The following is a 17,319-nucleotide window of genomic DNA, read 5'->3' as shown; positions in this document are numbered from 1 at the left end:
ACCTGGTGGCGGACACCGAGGTGGTGCGGGTGCCAGCGACCGATCAGCCCGCGTTGTCAGACCCGACGACGGCCGCTCTGCTGCGGTCGCGGGAGAACACGCGACCGAAGGTCGCCGCGATCGTGTGGTTGGTCGTTACCGCGCTGTCCGTCACACTCAGCTCCGTCGTGGCCTGGGTGCTCAGCGGCGGGGGCGCCATGTCAGCTTTCGGCGCTCTCCTGTCCTGGGTGGGCGTGGCCCTGTCCTGGATTGGTGTGCTGATTCTGGTCAGACTTCGGTTCGCCAGTCGGTGGATTCCGTCGGCTTTCGCACTGTTGGGCGCGTGGCCGTGGCGGCCGGTGACGGCGCGGGTAGTTCGGGCTCGGGGAAACGTGGCCACGGTGGAGGTCGAGGAGGACGGGACGTTCACCGCGCTGGAAGTGCGCGGCCTGCGGCCCGCCCACCGGTCGGTCATCGCCCGCACCGGGGTCCTGTGGCTGGTGGGTCCGGCCGCTGACGGGTGGGTGATGATCCGGATCGATGGGTCGCATGAGCCGTTTCCGGCGCGGGTTCGGCGGAAGCCGGTGCCGCCGGGGGCGGTGTCCGAGCCGATCGATCCGGCCGAGACCTCCCGCCGGTGGGCGCGGTGGCTGCGGTCTCAGGCGCGGTGGTCGCTTGGCCTGTTCCGGCGACGGCGCGGCGATCTTCGGTTGCCTGAGTTGGTTGAGGCGGGTGAGTGGGTCCGCGCGCGGGCGTGGGCCGAGCCGTGGGTCGCGCGCCCGGACGGGACGGCGGCGGCGACCGTGACGGTTGAGTTGGAGGACGGGACCACGCTGGCCGCGAGCCTGCCCAACGCGTCAATCGATCTACTGGGGACGGTGTGGGACACCGGGACGCTGTGGTTCGCGGGTAGGCCGGAGGCGGGTAAGACGATGGCGGCGGGGTTTCCCGGCTACCCGCTGCTGGCGGTGGCCAGGCTCACCTGAGCGCGAAGGTCACCCCGGGGCTGCTGGGCTCGGTCTTGGGCAGCCAGTGGTCGGAAACCGGCAGCGTGCCCTCCAGCGCCGCTAGCACCGCGTCCCGGGCCAGCGGCAGCACCTCGGCCACCGGCACCGGCCGACCCAGTTCCGCCGTCAGGGACGTCACCCCGGCGTCGCGGATGCCGCAGGGCACGATGCGGTCGAACGCGCTCAGGTCGGCGTCGCAGTTGATTTCGAAGCCGTGCATGGTGACGCCGCGCTGGACGCGGATGCCGATGGCGGCGATCTTGCGTTCCGGGCGGTCCGCGTCCCCGGCGAGCCAGACGCCGCTGCGGCCCTCGACGCGGCCGGTGCGCAGGCCGAGGCGGGCGCACACGGCGATCAGGGCCTCTTCGACGCGGCGCACGTAGGCGACCACGTCGATCGGGTCGGCCAGCTTGACGATCGGGTACCCGACCAGTTGCCCCGGTCCGTGCCAGGTGATCTTGCCGCCGCGGTCGACGTCGATCACCGGGGTGCCGTCGTCCGGGCGCTCGTCGGGCTGGGTGCGCTTGCCCGCGGTGTAGACCGACGGGTGCTCCAGCAGCAGCAGGGTGTCGCCGCCGGTGTCCTCGGCGCGGGCCTCGGCGAGTTCGCGCTGGAGGTCCCAGGCCGCCTGGTAGTCGATCGTGCCGACCTCGCGCACCGCCACCGGTCGGGTGTCGGCGCGACAGGAATTGTCCCTTGTGCTCACGGACGCGACCCTACGCCGTGCGCGGGCAGCAGCCGCAGCGCCGCCGCCGTCATCAGTCCCAGGCCGACCACGCCCAGGGTGGCGCCCACCACGTCGGTGAGCCAGTGGACGTCCAGCAGCACCCGGCACACCGCCGCCAGGAACACCGCGACCGCCGAGACCGCGACGACCAGCCGCAGCCGCTCCCTGGCCAGCCACGCGCACAGCACGACCGCGGTGAACCCAACCGAGGCCACTGACACCACGTGTCCACTCGGGAAGCTGAAATCCGGGTACACCCTGGGCCGGGTCCGCTCGAACAGCGGCTTGGCGAACGACACCGTGCGGCACACCGCCAGCAGCAGCGTCGCGCGCAGCAGCAGCCCGGTCAGCTCCGGTCTGCCTCGCCGCCGCACCACGACGGCGGCCACCAGCAGGCCCAGCGCGGCGACCACGGGCAGCACCGGGCCGAGCACCGCGCTGCCCACGAACGCCACGTCCCCCGCGGTGTCCTGCCACCCGTTGCCCAGCGACTCGGCGACGAACCGGTCGACCCCCGGTGTGGCGCCGGAGACGGTGAGTCCCAAGACGAGGAACGCGACCAGCAGGAACGCGCCGAGGCTGACGATTCGGCTCATACGGCCGCCGCACCAGATCGGTGGCCGCGCGCGCCTCCGTGCTGTGTCGATTGTTCGCGGTCAAGCTCGCTCAACGGTCCTCGATCGCGTCGAGGGCGTCTTCGACGGTGTCGAATCGGAAGTCGAACCCGTTGTCCCGCAACACTTTCGGCACCACATGCTGGCTGCGCAGGATCTCCTCCGCCAGCTCGCCCAAAGCCACCCGCAGCGCGACCTTCGGCACGGTGAACACCGCGGGCCTGCGCTTGGCGCGGCTCAGCGCGCGGGTGAACTCGGCGTTGGTCGCCGCGATCGGCCCAGTGAGGTTCACCGGGCCCGCGATGTCGTTGCGCAGCAGGAAAGACAGCGCCGCCACCTCGTCATCGATGTGAATCCACGGCATGTACTGGCCGCCGTCGCCGAGCTTTCCGCCCAGGGCCAGGGAGAACAGCGGCCGCAGCGGGCCGAGCAGCCCGCCGCTGGGGGCCAGCACCTGCGCGGTGCGGGCCAGCACGACCCGCGCGCCCGCCGCGCTCGCGGCCTCGGCCGCAGCCTCCCAGCGCACGCACAGGTCGGCGAGGAACCCCCGGCCCGCTTCGCCGGTCTCGTCCACCGGACTCGGGCCGGTCGTGCCGTAGTACCCCACTGCGGAACCGTTGAGCAGCACCGGGACGCCGTGCTGGGCGACCGCGCCCGCCAGCACCTCGGTCGGCACGATGCGGCTGTCCAGCAGCACCTGCTTGCGCGCCTGGCTCCACCGCTTCCCGGCCACCCCCGCGCCGCACAGGTTGACCACCGCGTCCACCCCGTCGAACGCGCCGTCGGCGACGACGCCCGCGGGCGGGTCCCAGAAGCGCTCATCGGGGGCGGCGGGGGCCTTGCGCACCAGCCGCAGCACTTCGTCGCCGTCCTGCCGGAGTCTGGCCACGAGAGCGGTCCCGATGAGGCCGGTGGAGCCGGCGACGACTACGCGCATACGCTGATCGTCTCGAACATCCGGTTGAGTCGCACGCTCGGGTGATCGTTGTGACTGACCCGAAATGCCGAGTGGGCCGCCCCATCGGGACGACCCACTCGGCCAGCGTTCGGCCTACAGCCCGAGGTCGCCCTCGAACGCGCCTTCCTCCAGGCGGTGCTTCACCGTCTGGAGGAACCGGCCCGCGTCCGCGCCGTCGACCAGGCGGTGGTCGTAGGTCAGCGCGAGGTACACCATCGAGCGGATCGCGATGGTGTCGTCGCCGTTGTCGTCGGTGACCACGACCGGCCGCTTCACGACCAGCCCGACGCCCAGGATGCCGACCTGCGGCAGCTGGATGATCGGGGTGTCGAACAGCGCGCCCTGGCTGCCCAGGTTGGTCAGGTTGAAGGTCGCGCCGAACAGCTCGTCCGGGGTGACCTTGTTGGCGCGCGTGCGGTCGGCCAGGTCGGCGATCTTGTGCGCGAAGCCGCTGATGCTCAGGTCGCCCGCGTCGCGGATGGCCGGGGTGAGCAGGCCGCGCTCGGTGTCCACCGCGATGCCCAGGTGCTCGGCGCCGTGGTAGGTCACCTCCTTGGTCTCGTCGTTGATCGACGCGTTCAGCTTCGGGTGCTGCTTGAGCGCTTCGACGGTGGCCTTGGCGAAGAACGGCAGGAACGTGAGCTTCACGCCCTCGCGCTGCTCGAAGGCCGCCTTCGACTTGGCCCGCAGCTTGGCGATCTTGGTCACGTCGACCTCGATCACCTGGGTGAGCTGCGCGGCGGTCTGCAGCGACTCGACCATGCGGCGGGACACCGTCTGCCGCAGGCGGGTCATCTTCTCGGTGGTGCCGCGCAGCGAGGAGTCGGCCGAGGGGGCCGCGCTCGGGCTGGGAGCGGCCTTCGCGGCGGGCGCGGCAGCGGCGGGGGCCGGGGCCGGGGCCTTGGCGGCTTCGGCGGCGGCCAGGACGTCCTGCTTGCGGATGCGGCCGCCGACCCCGGTGCCGGTCAGCGACGACAGGTCGACGCCGTGCTCGGTGGCGAGCTTGCGCACCAGCGGGGTCACATACGGCGCGCCCGCGCCGTTGGTTTCCGCCCGAGGAGCCGCCTGTGGCGCGGCCTGCTGGGGCGCGGGGGCCTTGGGCGCTTCCGCCTTCGGAGCCTCCTGCTTCGGGGCCTCCTGCTTGGGCGCCTCCTGCTTGGGCGCTTCCTGCTGGGGGGCCTCGTGCTTGGGCGCGGGGGCCTGCGCGGGCGCGCTGCCGGCGGCGCCGACGACGGCGAGCTTGCCGCCGACCTCGACGGTCGCGTCCTCGGCCGCGCTGATCTCCAGCAGCGTGCCCGCCACCGGCGAGGGGATCTCGGTGTCGACCTTGTCGGTGGACACCTCCAGCAACGGCTCGTCCACCTCGACGGTGTCGCCGACCTGCTTGAGCCAGCGGGTGACGGTGCCCTCGGTCACGCTCTCGCCGAGCGCGGGCATAGTCACCTCGGTGCCCTTGCCGCTGCCGCCGGACGGGGCGTCCTCGGACGGGGCCGGACCCGCGGTGGGCTGCTCCTGCTGCGCGGGCTCGGGCTCAGCGGATTCCACGTCCCCGCCGGACTCCACATCACCACCCGACTCCGTGCCCCCGCCGGAACCGTCGCCGATCACCGCGAGCTCGGCGCCCACGGGAACGGTCTCGTCTTCCTGCGCGACGATCTTCTGCAGGACACCCGCCGCCGGGGAGGGGATCTCGGTGTCGACCTTGTCGGTGGACACCTCCAGCAACGGCTCGTCTACCTCGACGGTGTCGCCCTCTTGCTTGAGCCACCGGGTGACTGTGCCTTCGGTGACGCTCTCACCGAGCGCCGGCATCTCAACGGAGAACGCCATGGTTCGTGGACTCCTCGTGCTTGCTTGCATGGCTGACGGTTCGGTTGGGGCTGAGCCGTCCGGCGGTCAGCCGTGCACGTGCAGGGGCTTGCCCGCGAGGGCGAGGAAAGCCTCGCCCAGGGCCTCGGTCTGGGTGGGGTGGGCGTGGATGAGCGGCGCGACGTCGTCCGGGTAGGCCTCCCAGCTGTAGATCAGCTGCGCCTCGCCGATGAGCTCGCCCACGCGCTCGCCGACCAGGGTGATGCCGACGACCGGGCCGTCGGGGGCCTTCACCAGCTTCACGCCGCCGCTGGTCTTGAGGATCTGGCTCTTGCCGTTGCCCGACAGCGCGTAGACCAGGGTCTCGGCGGAGCCGTACTTCTCCTTGGCCTGCGCCTCGGAAAGGCCGACGGAGGCGACCTCCGGCTTGCAGTAGGTGACCTTCGGGATGCCCGCCTCGTCGATGACCTTCGGGTTGAGCCCGGCGATGTCCTCGGCGATGAAGATGCCCTGCTGGAACCCGCGGTGCGCCAGTTGCAGGCCGGGGACCAGGTCGCCCACGGCGTAGACGCCGGGCAGGTTGGTGCGCAGGCGCTCGTCGGTCAGGACGTAGCCGCGGTCCATCTTGAGCCCGGCCTCCTCGTAGCCGTGGCCCGCGCTGTTGGGGCCGCGGCCGACCGCGACGAGCAGCAGGTCGGCCTCGAAGGACTCGCCGGATTCGAGGGAGACGGTGACAGCGGAATCGGTCTGGGTGGCGCCGGTGAAGCGGACGCCGGTCTTGAACGTGATGCCGCGCTTGCGGAACGCGCGCTCAAGCTGCTTGGAGGCCCACTCGTCCTCCAGCGGCACCAGCCGGGGCAGGGCCTCCACGATCGTGACGTCCGCGCCGAACGAGCGCCACACGCTGGCGAACTCGACGCCGATGACGCCGCCGCCGAGCACGACGACCTTCTCGGGCACGTAGTCGAGGTTCAGCGCCTGGTCGCTGGTGATGATCCGGCCGCCGATCTCCAGGCCGGGCAGCGTGCGCGCGTAGGAGCCGGTGGCCAGCACCACGTTCTTGCCGGTGTAGCGGGTCCCGTCGACCTCGACGGAGTTCGGGCCGACGAACGTGCCCGCGCCCTCGACAACGGTGACCTTGTTGGCTTTGAACAGGCCCTGCAGGCCCTTGTGGAGGTTGCCGACGATGCCGTCCTTGTAGGAGTTCACCCCGTTCATGTCGATGCCCTCCAGCGAGGACTTCACCCCGAACTGGTCGCCCTCACGGGCGTTGTCGGCCACCTCGGCGGCGTGCAGCAGCGCCTTGGTCGGGATGCAGCCTCGGTGCAGGCAGGTGCCACCGACCTTGTCCTTCTCGACCAGGATGACGGAAAGTCCTAGCTCGGCCGCGCGGAAGGCGCAGGCGTACCCACCGGACCCGCCACCCAAGATCACAAGGTCAGCGGAGGTGTCAGTCACGGGATCTCCTCGACGTGCGACAGCATGGTGACGAACGACAGCGTTTGCCGGGCGGTGAGCAAGGACGTGAGCCCCACGGCTCCCACCACACCACATCTTGTCATCACGTGAGGCACGCTTGCGAGGTGGCTGGTGTGTCCTGGTGCGCTGATCGGGTTACCCGCGAGTACCACGATCGAGTCGGAGGACACTGGAAGCCAACCGGGGGCCGTGGAAGTCGCGGACCGTATAGCGGAGGTGGGCGGACGTGGGTGTTTTCGACTCGCTGCGCAGGAAGCGCAAGCGGCCAGGCGTGCTTCGCGGCGCGAGCAAGCAGGACACGAATCACCTGGACGAGTGGGCGGCGAGCAGACACGGCGTCGAGGCGTACGTGGAGCCCCGCACCAACGTGACGGACACGACCATCGTCCTGGTGGCCCATGACGGCGAGTGGACCCGCCGCCGCATCGCCGACCACGAGGCGGCGCTGGAGTTCGGCAAGAAGCGCTCGATCCCCGTCTACGAGGTCGCCCGCGTCGGCTACCCGAAGCGGATGCGCGAGTACATGGCCCGGCAGAAGCGCGAAGGCCAGGGCTGACCCGCGATGCCCGGCGGCCTCCTCGCCGGAGGCCGCCGGTGTCGCCTCAGCCGTTGGCGGCGATGTCGGCCATGAGCGCGGCGACGGTCCGCACCGGCAAACCGGTGCCGCCCTTGCCGGTGTAGCCCCAGGGCGCGCCGGTGTTGAACGCCGGACCCGCGATGTCCAGGTGCGCCCAGGGCACGCCCTCGGCCACGAACTCGCGCAGGAACAGCCCGGCGGCGAGCATCCCGCCCCACCGGTGCCCGGTGACGTTGGAAAGATCCGCCAGCCGGGAGTCGAGGTCGGCCCGCAGCTCCTCGGGCAGCGGCATCGCCCAGCCGCCCTCGCCGGTGGCCTGGGCGATCGCGGCGACCCGGTCCCGGAACTCGTCGGACCCCATGATCCCCGAGGTCCGGTTGCCCAGCGCCACGACCTGCGCCCCGGTCAGCGTCGAGACCTCCACCAGGTAGTCCGGCGCGTCCTCGCAGGCCCGCACGATGGCGTCGGCCAGGATCAGCCGCCCCTCGGCGTCGGTGTTGAGGACCTCGACGGTCTTGCCGCCGTACATCGTCAGCACGTCGCCTGGCCGGTAGGCGGCTCCGGAGGGCATGTTCTCCGCCATCGGGACTGTGGCGATGATCTCCAGCGGGTACTTGAGCTTCGCGGCCAGCACGACGCTGGCGACCACGGCGGCCGCGCCGCTCATGTCGGAGGTCATCTGCTCCATGTTGGCCGCGGGCTTGATGGAGATGCCGCCGGTGTCGAAGGTGATGCCCTTGCCGACGAGCGCGATCTTCTTGCGCGCTTTGGGGCCCTTGTAGGTCATGCGGACCAGGCGGGGCTGGCGGGCGGAGCCGACGCCGACGCCGAGGACGCCGCCGAAGCCCGCCTTGCGCAGGGCCTTCTCGTCGAGCACCTCGACCTCGACGCCGACGGCCTTGGCCAGCGCGGCGGCCTTCTCGGCGAACGCGGCCGGGTACAGGTCGTTGGGCGGGGTGTTGACGAAGTCGCGGGCGGTCGCCACCGCCTCGGCGATCGCGGTGGCCGCCTTGAGGGTCGCGCGGTGCTCCTTGCCCGTGCCCTCCCCGGGCGCGGCGAGGTCCACTTTGGCCAGTTCGGGCGTTGGCGCGTCGGACTTGTAGCCGGTGAAGGAATACGCGCCCAGCAGCGTTCCCTCGACCGCGGCCTGCAAGTCCACACTGGACAGCGTCGTCGCGGCGTGCTTGGTCTTGTCCAGCGCCCGCGCCGCGGCCCCGGACGCGCGGCGCACCTGCTCGGCGGTGACGCCGTCGTCGGCCTTGCCCAGTCCGGCCGCGACGACCACGGCCGCCTTCAGCGCGCCGAGCGTGGGCACCTTGACGATCTCGTCGGCCTTGCCGGTCGCGCCCAGCGCGCCGAGCACCTCGACCAGTTTGCCCCCGAAGGCCGCGTCCACCTGCTCGGCGCCGGGCGCCAGCGCGAGGCCCGCGCCGGTGTGGACGGTGCCGATCACGATGGCGTCGACGGATGCCTCGGCTACCGGCGCGGTGGCCAGTGCCAGCTTGGGGGCGGTCACAGATGTGCTCCTCGGTAATTCGCTCGGATGACCCGACCGGGGGTCCTCGTGGGCCCCTGGGTACCTGGTCAGGGCGGGTCTCACGGCCAGGTGTGGACGCATGCTAACGAGTTGGGAACGACTTTCAACCAGTGGCCGGATGGAGATTTCCCCGGCGATCTGGCACGGTCGTGCCCGTGACAGCGATGGGACAGGCGGCGTCGGGGCGCTGGGCTAAGGTGCCCGCCGCGATCGCCGCGTCGCTCGGCGCCGGGGTCCCGCTGGCCATCGGCCCGGCCGCGGCGGCAGCGGGCTGGTGGTCGCTGGCCGCGCTCGCGCTCGCCGGGCTGGTGGCCCTGCTGACCGCGGCGTCGTTCGCCGATCTCGCCAAACAGTCTGGTGTGGACGGCTCCTACGCGCATGTCAAAACCCGCATGGGAATCGTGCCGGGACGCCTCGCCGGGGTGCTTGAGCTGGCCGGGCGGGTGGTGGCCTGCGCGGCCGTCGCGGGCGCGGTGGGCGCCTACCTGCTCCCGGCGCGGCCCGGTGTCGCCGCGGTGGGCCTGGTCGCGGTGGTCACCGCGGCCGCCATCGTGGGCGCGCGCCCGTCGCCCGCGGTGGTCACTGTCGCCGCTGTTGTGATTATCCTCACGATCGTGCTCGTTGTGGCGGCCTGCCTGGCCATCGACCCGGTGCGGCAGGCCGCGGCGCCCGAGCCGGGGGTGGTCGGCTCGAACGACCCGACCGGCGTCCTGACCGCGGCGGGGGTGCTGTTCTTCGGCTTCCTCGGCGTGGAGCGCGTGGGCGGCGGGCGGGCGCGGGTCGGCGCGGTGGCCGTCGTCGGCCTCGCCCTGGCGTACCTGCTGCTCGCTTTCGTGGCGCTGCGCCAACTCGGCGGCGCCCGGCTCGCCTTCTCGCCGACCCCGCTGCGCGACGCGCTGGCCGCGGCCGACGGGGCCGTCCTCGACCCGCTGGTGACGGTCGGGCTCGCGGTGGGCGCGGTCCTCGCCCTGCACGGCCTTCTCGGCGGCGCCGCCCGGCTCGTCGCCGACATGTCCGCCGCGGGCGACCTGCCCGCCGTTCCCGACGCCTACCGGGCGCTGCTGCCGGGGGGCCTCGCGGCGGGTGTCGCGGTGGCGGTGGCCCCGGTGCCCGCGCTCGCCGTGGCCGCGGCGCTGACCCTGGGCGCTTTCGCGTTCGTCAACGCCGCCGCGCGCACGCTGGCCCGGGCGGAGCGCTCGACCTGGGTGCGGACCGGCTGCTGCGGGCTGGCGCTGTGCGTGATCGTCGGGGTGAACATCTCGGTCACCACACTGGCGAGCGCGGCGGCTGTCCTCGTTATCGGCACGGCCGCGAGCACCCTGTGGGCACGTCGGGCGCGCACCGCCACGCCCGGGTAACTGCAGGTAGTCGGTCGTCCGATCCTCGGGATACCGATTTTCTGGCGGCAGAACAACGGCTACCGTTTGCGCATGACGCCTATGTTGCCGTTCACACGGACCCCCAACCCCCAGCCGGCGACCCCGGAGCGGGTTGCGGAGGTACTGGCCAAGCCAGGCTTCGGGCAGCACTTCACCGACCACATGGTGACGATCCGCTACTCCCGAGAGCATGGTTGGCACGACGCCCACGTCGAGCCGTACCGCTCGATCACTTTGGACCCTTCCGCGATGGTCCTGCACTACGGGCAGGCCATTTTTGAAGGGCTCAAGGCCTACCGGCAGCCGGATGGCTCGATCGCCTCCTTCCGGCCCGAGGCCAACGCCGCGCGGTTCCGCGTCTCCGCCCGCCGCATCGCCATGCCCGAGCTCCCCGATGAGCTGTTCCTGCGGTCGCTGCGCGAACTGCTCGCCGTGGACGGGCGCTGGGTGCCTGAGCAGGCGGAGGAGTCGCTGTACCTGCGCCCCTTCATGATCGCCACCGAGGCCGGGCTGGGTGTGCGCCCGGCGGGGGAGTACCTCTACGTGCTGATCGCGTCCCCGGCTGGCGCGTACTTTCCCGGCGGCCTCAAGCCGGTCACGGTGTGGCTGTCCACCGAGTACGTGCGCGCCGCCCCCGGCGGCACCGGCGCGGCGAAGTTCGCAGGCAATTACGCCGCGTCCCTCGTCGCCCAGGCCCAGGCCGCCGCGCAGGGCTGCGACCAGGTCGTCTGGCTTGACGCGGTGGAGCGGCGCTGGGTCGAGGAAATGGGCGGGATGAACCTGTTCTTCGTCCTCGGCTCCGGCGCGAACGCCCGGGTGGTGACCCCGGAGCTGTCCGGCTCGCTGCTGCCCGGCATCACCCGCGACTCCCTGCTGACCCTCGCCGCCGACCTCGGCTACGGCGTCGAGGAACGGCGCTTCTCCACAGAGGAATGGGAGAAGAAGGCCGAGACCGGCGAACTCACCGAGGTCTTCGCCTGCGGCACCGCGGCGGTGATCACCCCGGTCGGCCACGTCAAACACGCCGACGGCACGTTCGCCATCAGCGGCGGCGCCACCGGCCCGGTCACCACTCAACTCCGCGAAACGCTGACCACCATCCAGCGCGGCGGAACCCACGACACCCGAGGCTGGATGACCACCCTCCTCTAACCCTCGACCCACGAAAGGCGCGCCCCGCGACCCCGGGCGCGCCTTTCCGCGTCTTTCACCCCTCAATCGACTGGAACAACGGCCCGAACGAGGCGGCAAGCGCTTCCAACGCGAGCCGCCCCTTCTCCGCCGTCGCCAGCGATGGCTTGCCGATAATCCCCGACTCGGTGTAGCCGCTCATTCCCAGCACATGCAGATACGGCCGCTCCGTGGCCTCGAAATCCGCCGCCCGATATTCGGGCCGCACCACCTCCGGACAAGCGTGCAGCAACAGGGACGTCTCCCACTCCCCGCCGTGCATGTCTTCCTCAGCCGTGGTCACCATGCGGGCAGCCTCCCGCGCCGCCCGCACATCCGCCCGCCCCGGAAACAACGCCACCGACCGCGCGGAAACGTTCGCCTCCTGCGCGATGTTGGACAACACATAGTTGCCGCCGTGCCCGTTCACCAGAACCAACTTCGAGATCCCCGACCGCCCCAACGAGACCCGAACATCGGAAATAACGGCGGCGAGAGTCGCCGCACTGATACTGACCGTCCCGACAAACCCCTCATGCTCGTGCGAACACGAGATCGTGACGGGCGGCAGTCTGAACAAACCGTAATCCTTCGCCAATCGCTCCGAGATCACCTCGGCGACAATCGTGTCCGTCGCCAACGGCAGATGCGCGCCGTGCTGCTCGAAGCTCCCGACCGGAAGAACCGCGACCGAAGCCCCACGAATCGCTTCTTCCGCCGACGTCGCACGGGTGAACATGGGCACCTTCGTTCATCGTTTTCACGGCCACAAGGATGCTACCAGTCCGGCAACCTGCCGCGATTCTTCCTGAGCCCCCACGGATTCAAGAATCCCAGGCGCTCGACCCAGTTTCCTACGAATCCGATGCGACCGCGTCTCCCGGGCGATGATATGGGAACTCTTCGCCACACGCACCGCGTACTCGGCTTCGCCTTCCGTCGCGTGCGCCGTCGACAGCAGCGCCAGTCCCAGCCCGAGGTCGCGTCGAACGCGGCCTCCATCTCCGGGTGCTCAGGTGCGCAGGAGTGGCCCGGTACGTCACCGGATCGGCGTCTGTCGAGTAGATTCGTGAGGAGTACAGTCCTGTTATGTCAACTGGGAAACCTTCCAAGGCTTGCCTGTTCTGCGGATCGAGTGGACCGATGACCAAAGAGCATGTTTTTGGGAAGTGGATAAAAACCCACCACTATCCTGGAATGGGCATGCGGGAGATTTTGTATCGTGACGGTAGGCCCACTCGATGGCAAGAGGGGAATCCATTCTGAAAGACGATCGGCGGGATCTGCAAGAGTTGCAATCTCGGCTGGATGTCACGCTTGGAGGCAGGTGTCAGGCCGGCTTTGACCAAGTTTTTTAACGGAGTGGAGAAGGAGGTGGATATGTCGGGTCTTTTGGACCTGACCCTCGCCTCTTGGGCGTTCAAGACAGCGGTTGTTCTGGGTAGGCTAGATGCGAGTGATCCAATCCCGATGGGCACGGTACGTGAGTTCTTTCGTTCTCAAGAGCCTCCGCTGAACGGTCATATTCGCATAGGTTCGGCATCGGTTAAAATAAGCCCGGATCGTGGCCCCTTGCATCTGGGAGAGGTGCGTTCCGGGTCGAGTGTTGTAACCACCGAAGGCGGGCAAGGGATCGCGTATCGAATCCTTTTCAGGGTACTTAACGTCGTGTTCGATGTCATGGGAGTCGCGAGTGACGCTAATCTTCGGGCGACCGTCTACGATGCCGATGACTTCACCTTGAGACTCTGGCCGCCATTTACGGGGAGTGAACTGCGTAAAGCAGTCAGCCTGGACTCTATAGGTGGATTGCGCGGGTATGAGATGAACTTCCCGATGATCGTGGAAGTCGCATAAGACCTACGGCGAGAGTGTGCAGACCGTTAGGACTATCGCGGTTGTCAGTTCGCAGGCGGCGCCCAGGACGTCGCCGGTGATGCCGCCGAAGCGTTTTCGGGTGTGGCGCAAGAGGAGGGCGACCGCCGCCGCTGCCAGGAGTACCGCCGCCGGGCCCAGCCACAGGTTTCCCGGGACGACCACAGTGGACACCGCGACCAGTGCCGCGAGCCAGCCAGCGGGCACCCAGCGCGGCTGTGAGCCCGCCACCAGCGCGCCAAGACCCTCCGGCCGCGCGGCTGGAATCCCGCGCGCGCAGCAGGCGGTGAACGCGGCTCGGCCCGCCGCTATCGCCAGGGCGACCGCGCCCCAGCGGTGTGGGACCAGTGTGGACAGTGCCACCGCCTGGGCGCCCAGCACGACGATCAGCGTCACGACGCCGAACGGGCCAGCGCCGCCGTCGCGCATGACCGACAGGGCACGTTCGGGTGGGCCGTAGCAGCCCAGGCCGTCCGCGGTGTCGGCTAGGCCGTCGAGGTGCATGCCGCGGGTGGCCAGGGCCAGGAAGCCGACGGTGAGCAGGCCCGCGAGCAGCGGGGGCATGCCCAGCCAGTGGGCGCCGTGCAATAGGGCCACGGCCGCCAAACCCAGCAGCAGACCAACGACCGGGGCGACCGCGATGGCCGTGCGGCTGGTGCGGTTGTCGACGCGGTCGGTGTGCAGGGGCAGGACCGTGAGCCAGGACAGCGCCAGCCGGAACCCGTGCACTACGCCTCGGGGTCGTCGCCGGGGAGGGGGGCTTCGCGGCCGCTGACCCCGGCGTCGGCGAAGGTCGCCATCTCGGCCAGCACGCGGGTGGCCATGGTCAGCAGGGGCAGGGCGGCGACGGCGCCGGTGCCTTCGCCCAGGCGCAGGTCGAGGTCCAGGATCGGGGTGAGGTCCAACTGCTCCAGCACGAGCGTGTGCGCGGGCTCGACCGAGCGGTGGCCCGCTACCCACCACTTCGCCGCGCCGGGGGCCAGTTCCTCGGCGACCAGGGCCGCCGCGCCGGAGATCAGGCCGTCGAGGATGACCGGGGTGCGGCGGACCGCGGCCTGGGCCAGGAACGCGGCCATCGCCGCGATGTCCGCGCCAGCCGAGGTGCGCAGCAGCGCCACCGGGTCGCCGCTCACCTTGCGCGCGCGGCGCAGGCCGTCGCGGATGGCGGCGGCCTTGCGCATCCAGCCCGCGTCATCGATGCCGGTGCCGCGGCCGACGACGGCCACCGGCTCCGCGCCCGCCAGGGCCGCGATCAGCACCGAGGCCGGGGTGGTGTTGCCGATGCCCATGTCGCCCGCGATGAGCAGGTCGGCGCCCGCGTCGACCTCTTCGTCGGCGATGGCGCGGCCAGCGGCGATGGCAGCGTTTACCTCGTCGTCGGTAAGCGCGTCTTCGCGGTCGATGGAGCCGGACGAGCGGCGCACCTTGTGCGCGGTGACCTGCTCGGGCATCCCGCTTTCCACGCCGGAGTCAACGGCCATGTCCACCACCCGCACGGTCGCGCCCGCGGTCGCGGCCATGACGTTGATCGCCGCGCCGCCGGTCAGGAAGTTGCCGACCATCTGCGCGGTGACCTCGCTCGGGTACGCCGACACCCCGTTGCGCGCCACGCCGTGGTCGCCCGCGAACACCACGACCCGGGGCCGGGCGAACGGCTTGGGCGGGCACTGCCCCTGGCAGGCCGCCACCCACACGCCCAGTTCTTCGAGCCGCCCGAGCGCGCCCAGCGGCTTGGTCAGCTGCCCGTGCCGCGCGACGGCCTCCCGCCGCGCGGCCGCGTCCGGGGTCGGGACGTGCGGGAAGCTCACGGGGTACCTCCAGGGTGGGTCTGCTCGGTCACTTCAGGCGCAGCGGCAGGCCAGCGACCAGGAGCAGCACCTCGGTGCAGACCTCGGCCACGGACGCGTTGACCGCGCCAAGCTCGTCGCGAAAGAGCCTGCCAGAGCGGGTCGCGGGGACCACACCCAGGCCGACCTCCGCGGACACCAGGACCAGCGGCGCCCGGCAGCCCGCCACGGCGGCGACCAGCCGGTCGCGCTCGGCGCGCGCCGCGGCCAGTTCCGCGCGGCCCCCGTCCCACGCGCCCGCGTCGTCCAGCGCGCCGGTGAGCCAGGTCGCCAGGTCGTCCAGCAGGATCGGGACGTCCGACCCGGCGCTCAGGGCGGCGACGACCGTGTCGGTGTCCGGGGTCTCGACCGTGCGCCACGCAGCGGGCCGCCGGGCGACGTGCTCGGCGATGCGGGCGTCCCAGTCGGCGTCGCCCGGGACCCGGCGGGCGGTGGCGAGATAGGTCGCCGGACCGTCCGGCAGCAGCCCCTCGGCGTGCGCGGACTTGCCCGAGCGCGCCCCGCCGAGCACCAGCGTCCTGTTCACGGCGCGGCACGTTACCGTGGCCTGGTGAGCTACCGCTGGCGGTACGAAGACGAGTCCGGCGCCCCGGTCGACGGTCCCGATGTGGCCTTCGACGACCAGGACGAGGCCGAGGAGTGGTTCAGCGCGACCTGGCCCGACCTGCTCGCCGACGGCGTGCGCCAGGTCGTCCTGCTCGACGGGGACACCGAGGTCTACGGCCCGATGAGCCTGGACCCTCCCGCCCAGTAGGACGCGAATCACAGTTCATCGCGGCACCGTTAACCTGCACAGCCGTGCCACGCCACAACCGCCCCAAGCGCGACGAGCCGCGACCCCTCGGCGGCGGCGTGGCCGACCAGCGCCAGGAGTCCGGGCACGACGGCGACTGGCTCGTGCGGCACATCCCCGGCGCGCAGGCGACGAAGTTCTACCGCTGCCCCGGCTGCGACCACGAGATCCGCCCCGGCACCCCGCACGTGGTGGTCTGGCCCGCCGACGACTACGGCTCGGTCGAGGACCGCAGGCACTGGCACCCGGGCTGCTGGTCGGCCCGGTCCCGCCGCCGCCCGACCCGGCGCCGCTAAGAGGATCACCGCCGCGAGGACCGTTGCTGGCAGGATCACCGCCGTGACCCGCATCGGCCCCGACACCGTGCTCCCCGCCCGCCGGGAGGCCGTCACCCTGCGCACGGCGGACGGTCTGCGCCTGGCGGGCGAACTCGCCCTCCCGCCCGATCGGGAGCCGCGAGCCGTCGTCGTCCTGCTGCACCCGAACCCGCTCGGCGGCGGCTCGATGGACAATCACCTCATCGCCAAGGCGGCCTGCCGCCTGCCCGCGCTGGCCGGGCTGGCGACGCTGCGGTTCAACACGCGCGGCACCGCCAGCGAGTCGGGGGCCAGCGAGGGCGCGCACGAGCACGGTGTCGGGGAGCGCGCCGACGTCGCCGCCGCGCTCGACCACGTCGCCGACCTGGCGCCGCTGTGGGTGGCGGGCTGGTCGTTCGGCACCGACCTGGCCCTGATGCACGCCATCGACCCCCGGGTGCGCGGCGTGCTGCTGATGGCGCCGCCGCTGCGCCGCGCCGAGGCCGCGCACTTGGCCGCCTGGGCCGACGCGGGCACGCCGATGCGCTGCCTGGTGCCCGAACTGGACGACTACCTGCGGCCCGCGGAGGCGCGGACGCGGTTCGCCGCCGTCCCCCAGGCCGAGGTGATCGAGTTCCCCGGCGCGCGCCACCTGTTTCTCGGTTACGCGGAAGAGGTGCTGGACTCGCTTGTCGCGTTCGTCGCGCCAGAGGTTCCGACACCGCTGCCGCGCCACTGGTAGACCCGCGTCCACGGCCCCGTTCGCCGGATCTGGGTGAACCCCAGCTTCTCCGCGACCCGGCAAGCGGGCGCGTTCTCGGCGGTGGTGACGATCCGCACCGGCATGTCCGGCAGCGCCTGGGCCGCCCACGCCATCGCCGCGCGGGCCGTCTCCGCCGCGTAGCCCCGCCCCCAGGCGGGCGGCCGGAAGCAGTAGTAGAGATTCAGATGGCGCTCGCTGGCGGAGTCGTGCCGCACGCCGCCCACGCCGACGGTCTCGCCGGTGGCGGTCAGGACAACCGCCCAGTAGCCGAATCCGTGCGCCCGCCAGTGCTCGACCCAGCCCGCCAACAGGCTCGCCGCCTCCGCCGGGGTGCTGGGGCCGCCGGGCCGGAATCTCGTCGTCGCTGGGTCGCCCAAGAGTTCGGCGACGAGAGCGCTGTCGGACGCCGTGAGCGGGCGCAGAGTCAGCCGGTCGGTGCGGACGACGCGCATGAATCCAAACCTATCGCCGCCGTCGTGAGACAGGTCGCACTTCCGCCGGGCGGTGGC

At 71.4% G+C, this 17,319-nt stretch carries 19 protein-coding genes; 8 read left to right on the top strand and 11 right to left on the bottom strand.

Features of this window, described 5'->3' with window-relative positions; genetic code table 11:
• Positions 1 to 5 precede the first annotated feature (5 nt).
• Positions 6 to 965 carry a hypothetical protein gene (locus tag ACZ6SD_RS25755; RefSeq protein WP_465319562.1) on the top strand — a complete coding sequence of 320 codons (960 nt, stop codon included), beginning with the start codon at positions 6 to 8 and terminating at the stop codon, positions 963 to 965.
• Here ACZ6SD_RS25755 and lipB read toward each other — a convergent pair.
• From lipB to lpdA, 5 genes are all read right to left on the bottom strand, one after another.
• Complete coding sequence (gene lipB / locus ACZ6SD_RS25750) at positions 958 to 1,692, bottom strand: lipoyl(octanoyl) transferase LipB (RefSeq protein WP_465319561.1); 735 nt, start codon at positions 1,690 to 1,692, stop codon at positions 958 to 960. The two genes, ACZ6SD_RS25755 and lipB, sit on opposite strands and share 8 nt — an antisense overlap.
• The gene (locus tag ACZ6SD_RS25745) at positions 1,689 to 2,309 is read right to left on the bottom strand and encodes a phosphatase PAP2 family protein (protein WP_465319560.1); all 621 of its coding nucleotides are present in this window, start codon (positions 2,307 to 2,309) and stop codon (positions 1,689 to 1,691) included. The genes lipB and ACZ6SD_RS25745 overlap by 4 nt, the downstream gene beginning before the upstream one ends.
• A 70-nt stretch (positions 2,310 to 2,379) precedes the next feature.
• Complete coding sequence (locus ACZ6SD_RS25740) at positions 2,380 to 3,264, bottom strand: TIGR01777 family oxidoreductase (RefSeq protein ID WP_465319559.1); 885 nt, start codon at positions 3,262 to 3,264, stop codon at positions 2,380 to 2,382.
• A 114-nt stretch (positions 3,265 to 3,378) separates the two neighbouring features.
• Complete coding sequence (gene sucB / locus ACZ6SD_RS25735; protein ID WP_465319558.1) at positions 3,379 to 5,115, bottom strand: 2-oxoglutarate dehydrogenase, E2 component, dihydrolipoamide succinyltransferase; 1,737 nt, start codon at positions 5,113 to 5,115, stop codon at positions 3,379 to 3,381.
• A 66-nt stretch (positions 5,116 to 5,181) separates the two neighbouring features.
• Positions 5,182 to 6,552, bottom strand: a complete 1,371-nt coding sequence (gene lpdA / locus ACZ6SD_RS25730) for a dihydrolipoyl dehydrogenase (RefSeq protein WP_465319557.1) — start codon at positions 6,550 to 6,552, stop codon at positions 5,182 to 5,184.
• Between the two features lie 247 nt (positions 6,553 to 6,799).
• Between lpdA and ACZ6SD_RS25725 the strand changes: the two genes are divergently transcribed.
• Positions 6,800 to 7,129, top strand: a complete 330-nt coding sequence (locus tag ACZ6SD_RS25725; RefSeq protein ID WP_465319556.1) for an oxidoreductase — start codon at positions 6,800 to 6,802, stop codon at positions 7,127 to 7,129.
• Positions 7,130 to 7,175: 46 nt separating this feature from the next.
• Here the strand turns inward: ACZ6SD_RS25725 and ACZ6SD_RS25720 are convergent, their stop codons facing one another.
• Positions 7,176 to 8,666, bottom strand: coding sequence for a leucyl aminopeptidase (locus tag ACZ6SD_RS25720; RefSeq protein ID WP_465319555.1), 1,491 nt, complete (start codon positions 8,664 to 8,666; stop codon positions 7,176 to 7,178).
• A 176-nt stretch (positions 8,667 to 8,842) separates the two neighbouring features.
• On the opposite strand from ACZ6SD_RS25720, the gene ACZ6SD_RS25715 reads away from it, so the two are divergent.
• Both ACZ6SD_RS25715 and ACZ6SD_RS25710 read left to right on the top strand, forming a co-directional pair.
• Complete coding sequence (locus ACZ6SD_RS25715; RefSeq protein WP_465319554.1) at positions 8,843 to 10,045, top strand: hypothetical protein; 1,203 nt, start codon at positions 8,843 to 8,845, stop codon at positions 10,043 to 10,045.
• Between the two features lie 72 nt (positions 10,046 to 10,117).
• The gene (locus ACZ6SD_RS25710; protein WP_465319553.1) at positions 10,118 to 11,218 is read left to right on the top strand and encodes a branched-chain amino acid aminotransferase; all 1,101 of its coding nucleotides are present in this window, start codon (positions 10,118 to 10,120) and stop codon (positions 11,216 to 11,218) included.
• Between the two features lie 55 nt (positions 11,219 to 11,273).
• Here the strand turns inward: ACZ6SD_RS25710 and ACZ6SD_RS25705 are convergent, their stop codons facing one another.
• Positions 11,274 to 11,975: a creatininase family protein gene (locus ACZ6SD_RS25705; protein WP_465319552.1), complete on the bottom strand. Its 702-nt coding sequence runs from the start codon at positions 11,973 to 11,975 to the stop codon at positions 11,274 to 11,276.
• A gap of 569 nt (positions 11,976 to 12,544) precedes the next feature.
• Here ACZ6SD_RS25705 and ACZ6SD_RS25700 point away from each other — a divergent pair.
• Positions 12,545 to 13,093, top strand: coding sequence for a hypothetical protein (locus tag ACZ6SD_RS25700; RefSeq protein WP_465319551.1), 549 nt, complete (start codon positions 12,545 to 12,547; stop codon positions 13,091 to 13,093).
• 3 nt (positions 13,094 to 13,096) lie between these two features.
• Here the strand turns inward: ACZ6SD_RS25700 and cobS are convergent, their stop codons facing one another.
• From cobS to ACZ6SD_RS25685, 3 genes are read right to left on the bottom strand one after another with little or no spacing between them, the layout of a single operon-like run.
• Complete coding sequence (gene cobS, locus ACZ6SD_RS25695) at positions 13,097 to 13,840, bottom strand: adenosylcobinamide-GDP ribazoletransferase (protein ID WP_465319550.1); 744 nt, start codon at positions 13,838 to 13,840, stop codon at positions 13,097 to 13,099.
• Positions 13,840 to 14,919, bottom strand: coding sequence for a nicotinate-nucleotide--dimethylbenzimidazole phosphoribosyltransferase (gene cobT, locus ACZ6SD_RS25690; RefSeq protein WP_465319549.1), 1,080 nt, complete (start codon positions 14,917 to 14,919; stop codon positions 13,840 to 13,842). Before cobT ends, cobS begins: the two co-directional genes overlap by 1 nt.
• Positions 14,920 to 14,947: 28 nt before the next feature.
• On the bottom strand, positions 14,948 to 15,484 hold the full coding sequence (locus tag ACZ6SD_RS25685) for a bifunctional adenosylcobinamide kinase/adenosylcobinamide-phosphate guanylyltransferase (protein ID WP_465319548.1): 537 nt from the start codon (positions 15,482 to 15,484) through the stop codon (positions 14,948 to 14,950).
• Positions 15,485 to 15,508: 24 nt separating this feature from the next.
• Between ACZ6SD_RS25685 and ACZ6SD_RS25680 the strand changes: the two genes are divergently transcribed.
• Genes ACZ6SD_RS25680 through ACZ6SD_RS25670 form a run of 3 tightly spaced genes read left to right on the top strand, consistent with a single transcriptional unit; the run spans position 15,509 to position 16,789 of the window.
• The gene (locus ACZ6SD_RS25680) at positions 15,509 to 15,712 is read left to right on the top strand and encodes a hypothetical protein (RefSeq protein WP_465319547.1); all 204 of its coding nucleotides are present in this window, start codon (positions 15,509 to 15,511) and stop codon (positions 15,710 to 15,712) included.
• Between the two features lie 44 nt (positions 15,713 to 15,756).
• Complete coding sequence (locus ACZ6SD_RS25675) at positions 15,757 to 16,047, top strand: hypothetical protein (RefSeq protein ID WP_465319546.1); 291 nt, start codon at positions 15,757 to 15,759, stop codon at positions 16,045 to 16,047.
• Between the two features lie 43 nt (positions 16,048 to 16,090).
• The gene (locus tag ACZ6SD_RS25670; RefSeq protein WP_465319545.1) at positions 16,091 to 16,789 is read left to right on the top strand and encodes an alpha/beta hydrolase; all 699 of its coding nucleotides are present in this window, start codon (positions 16,091 to 16,093) and stop codon (positions 16,787 to 16,789) included.
• On the opposite strand, the gene ACZ6SD_RS25665 is transcribed toward ACZ6SD_RS25670, so the two are convergent.
• Positions 16,711 to 17,262, bottom strand: coding sequence for a GNAT family N-acetyltransferase (locus tag ACZ6SD_RS25665; RefSeq protein ID WP_465319544.1), 552 nt, complete (start codon positions 17,260 to 17,262; stop codon positions 16,711 to 16,713). The two genes, ACZ6SD_RS25670 and ACZ6SD_RS25665, sit on opposite strands and share 79 nt — an antisense overlap.
• Positions 17,263 to 17,319 lie beyond the last annotated feature (57 nt).

The organism is Actinokineospora sp. NPDC051303, assembly GCF_055586285.1.
This window is presented reverse-complemented; position numbering and strand designations above follow the sequence as displayed.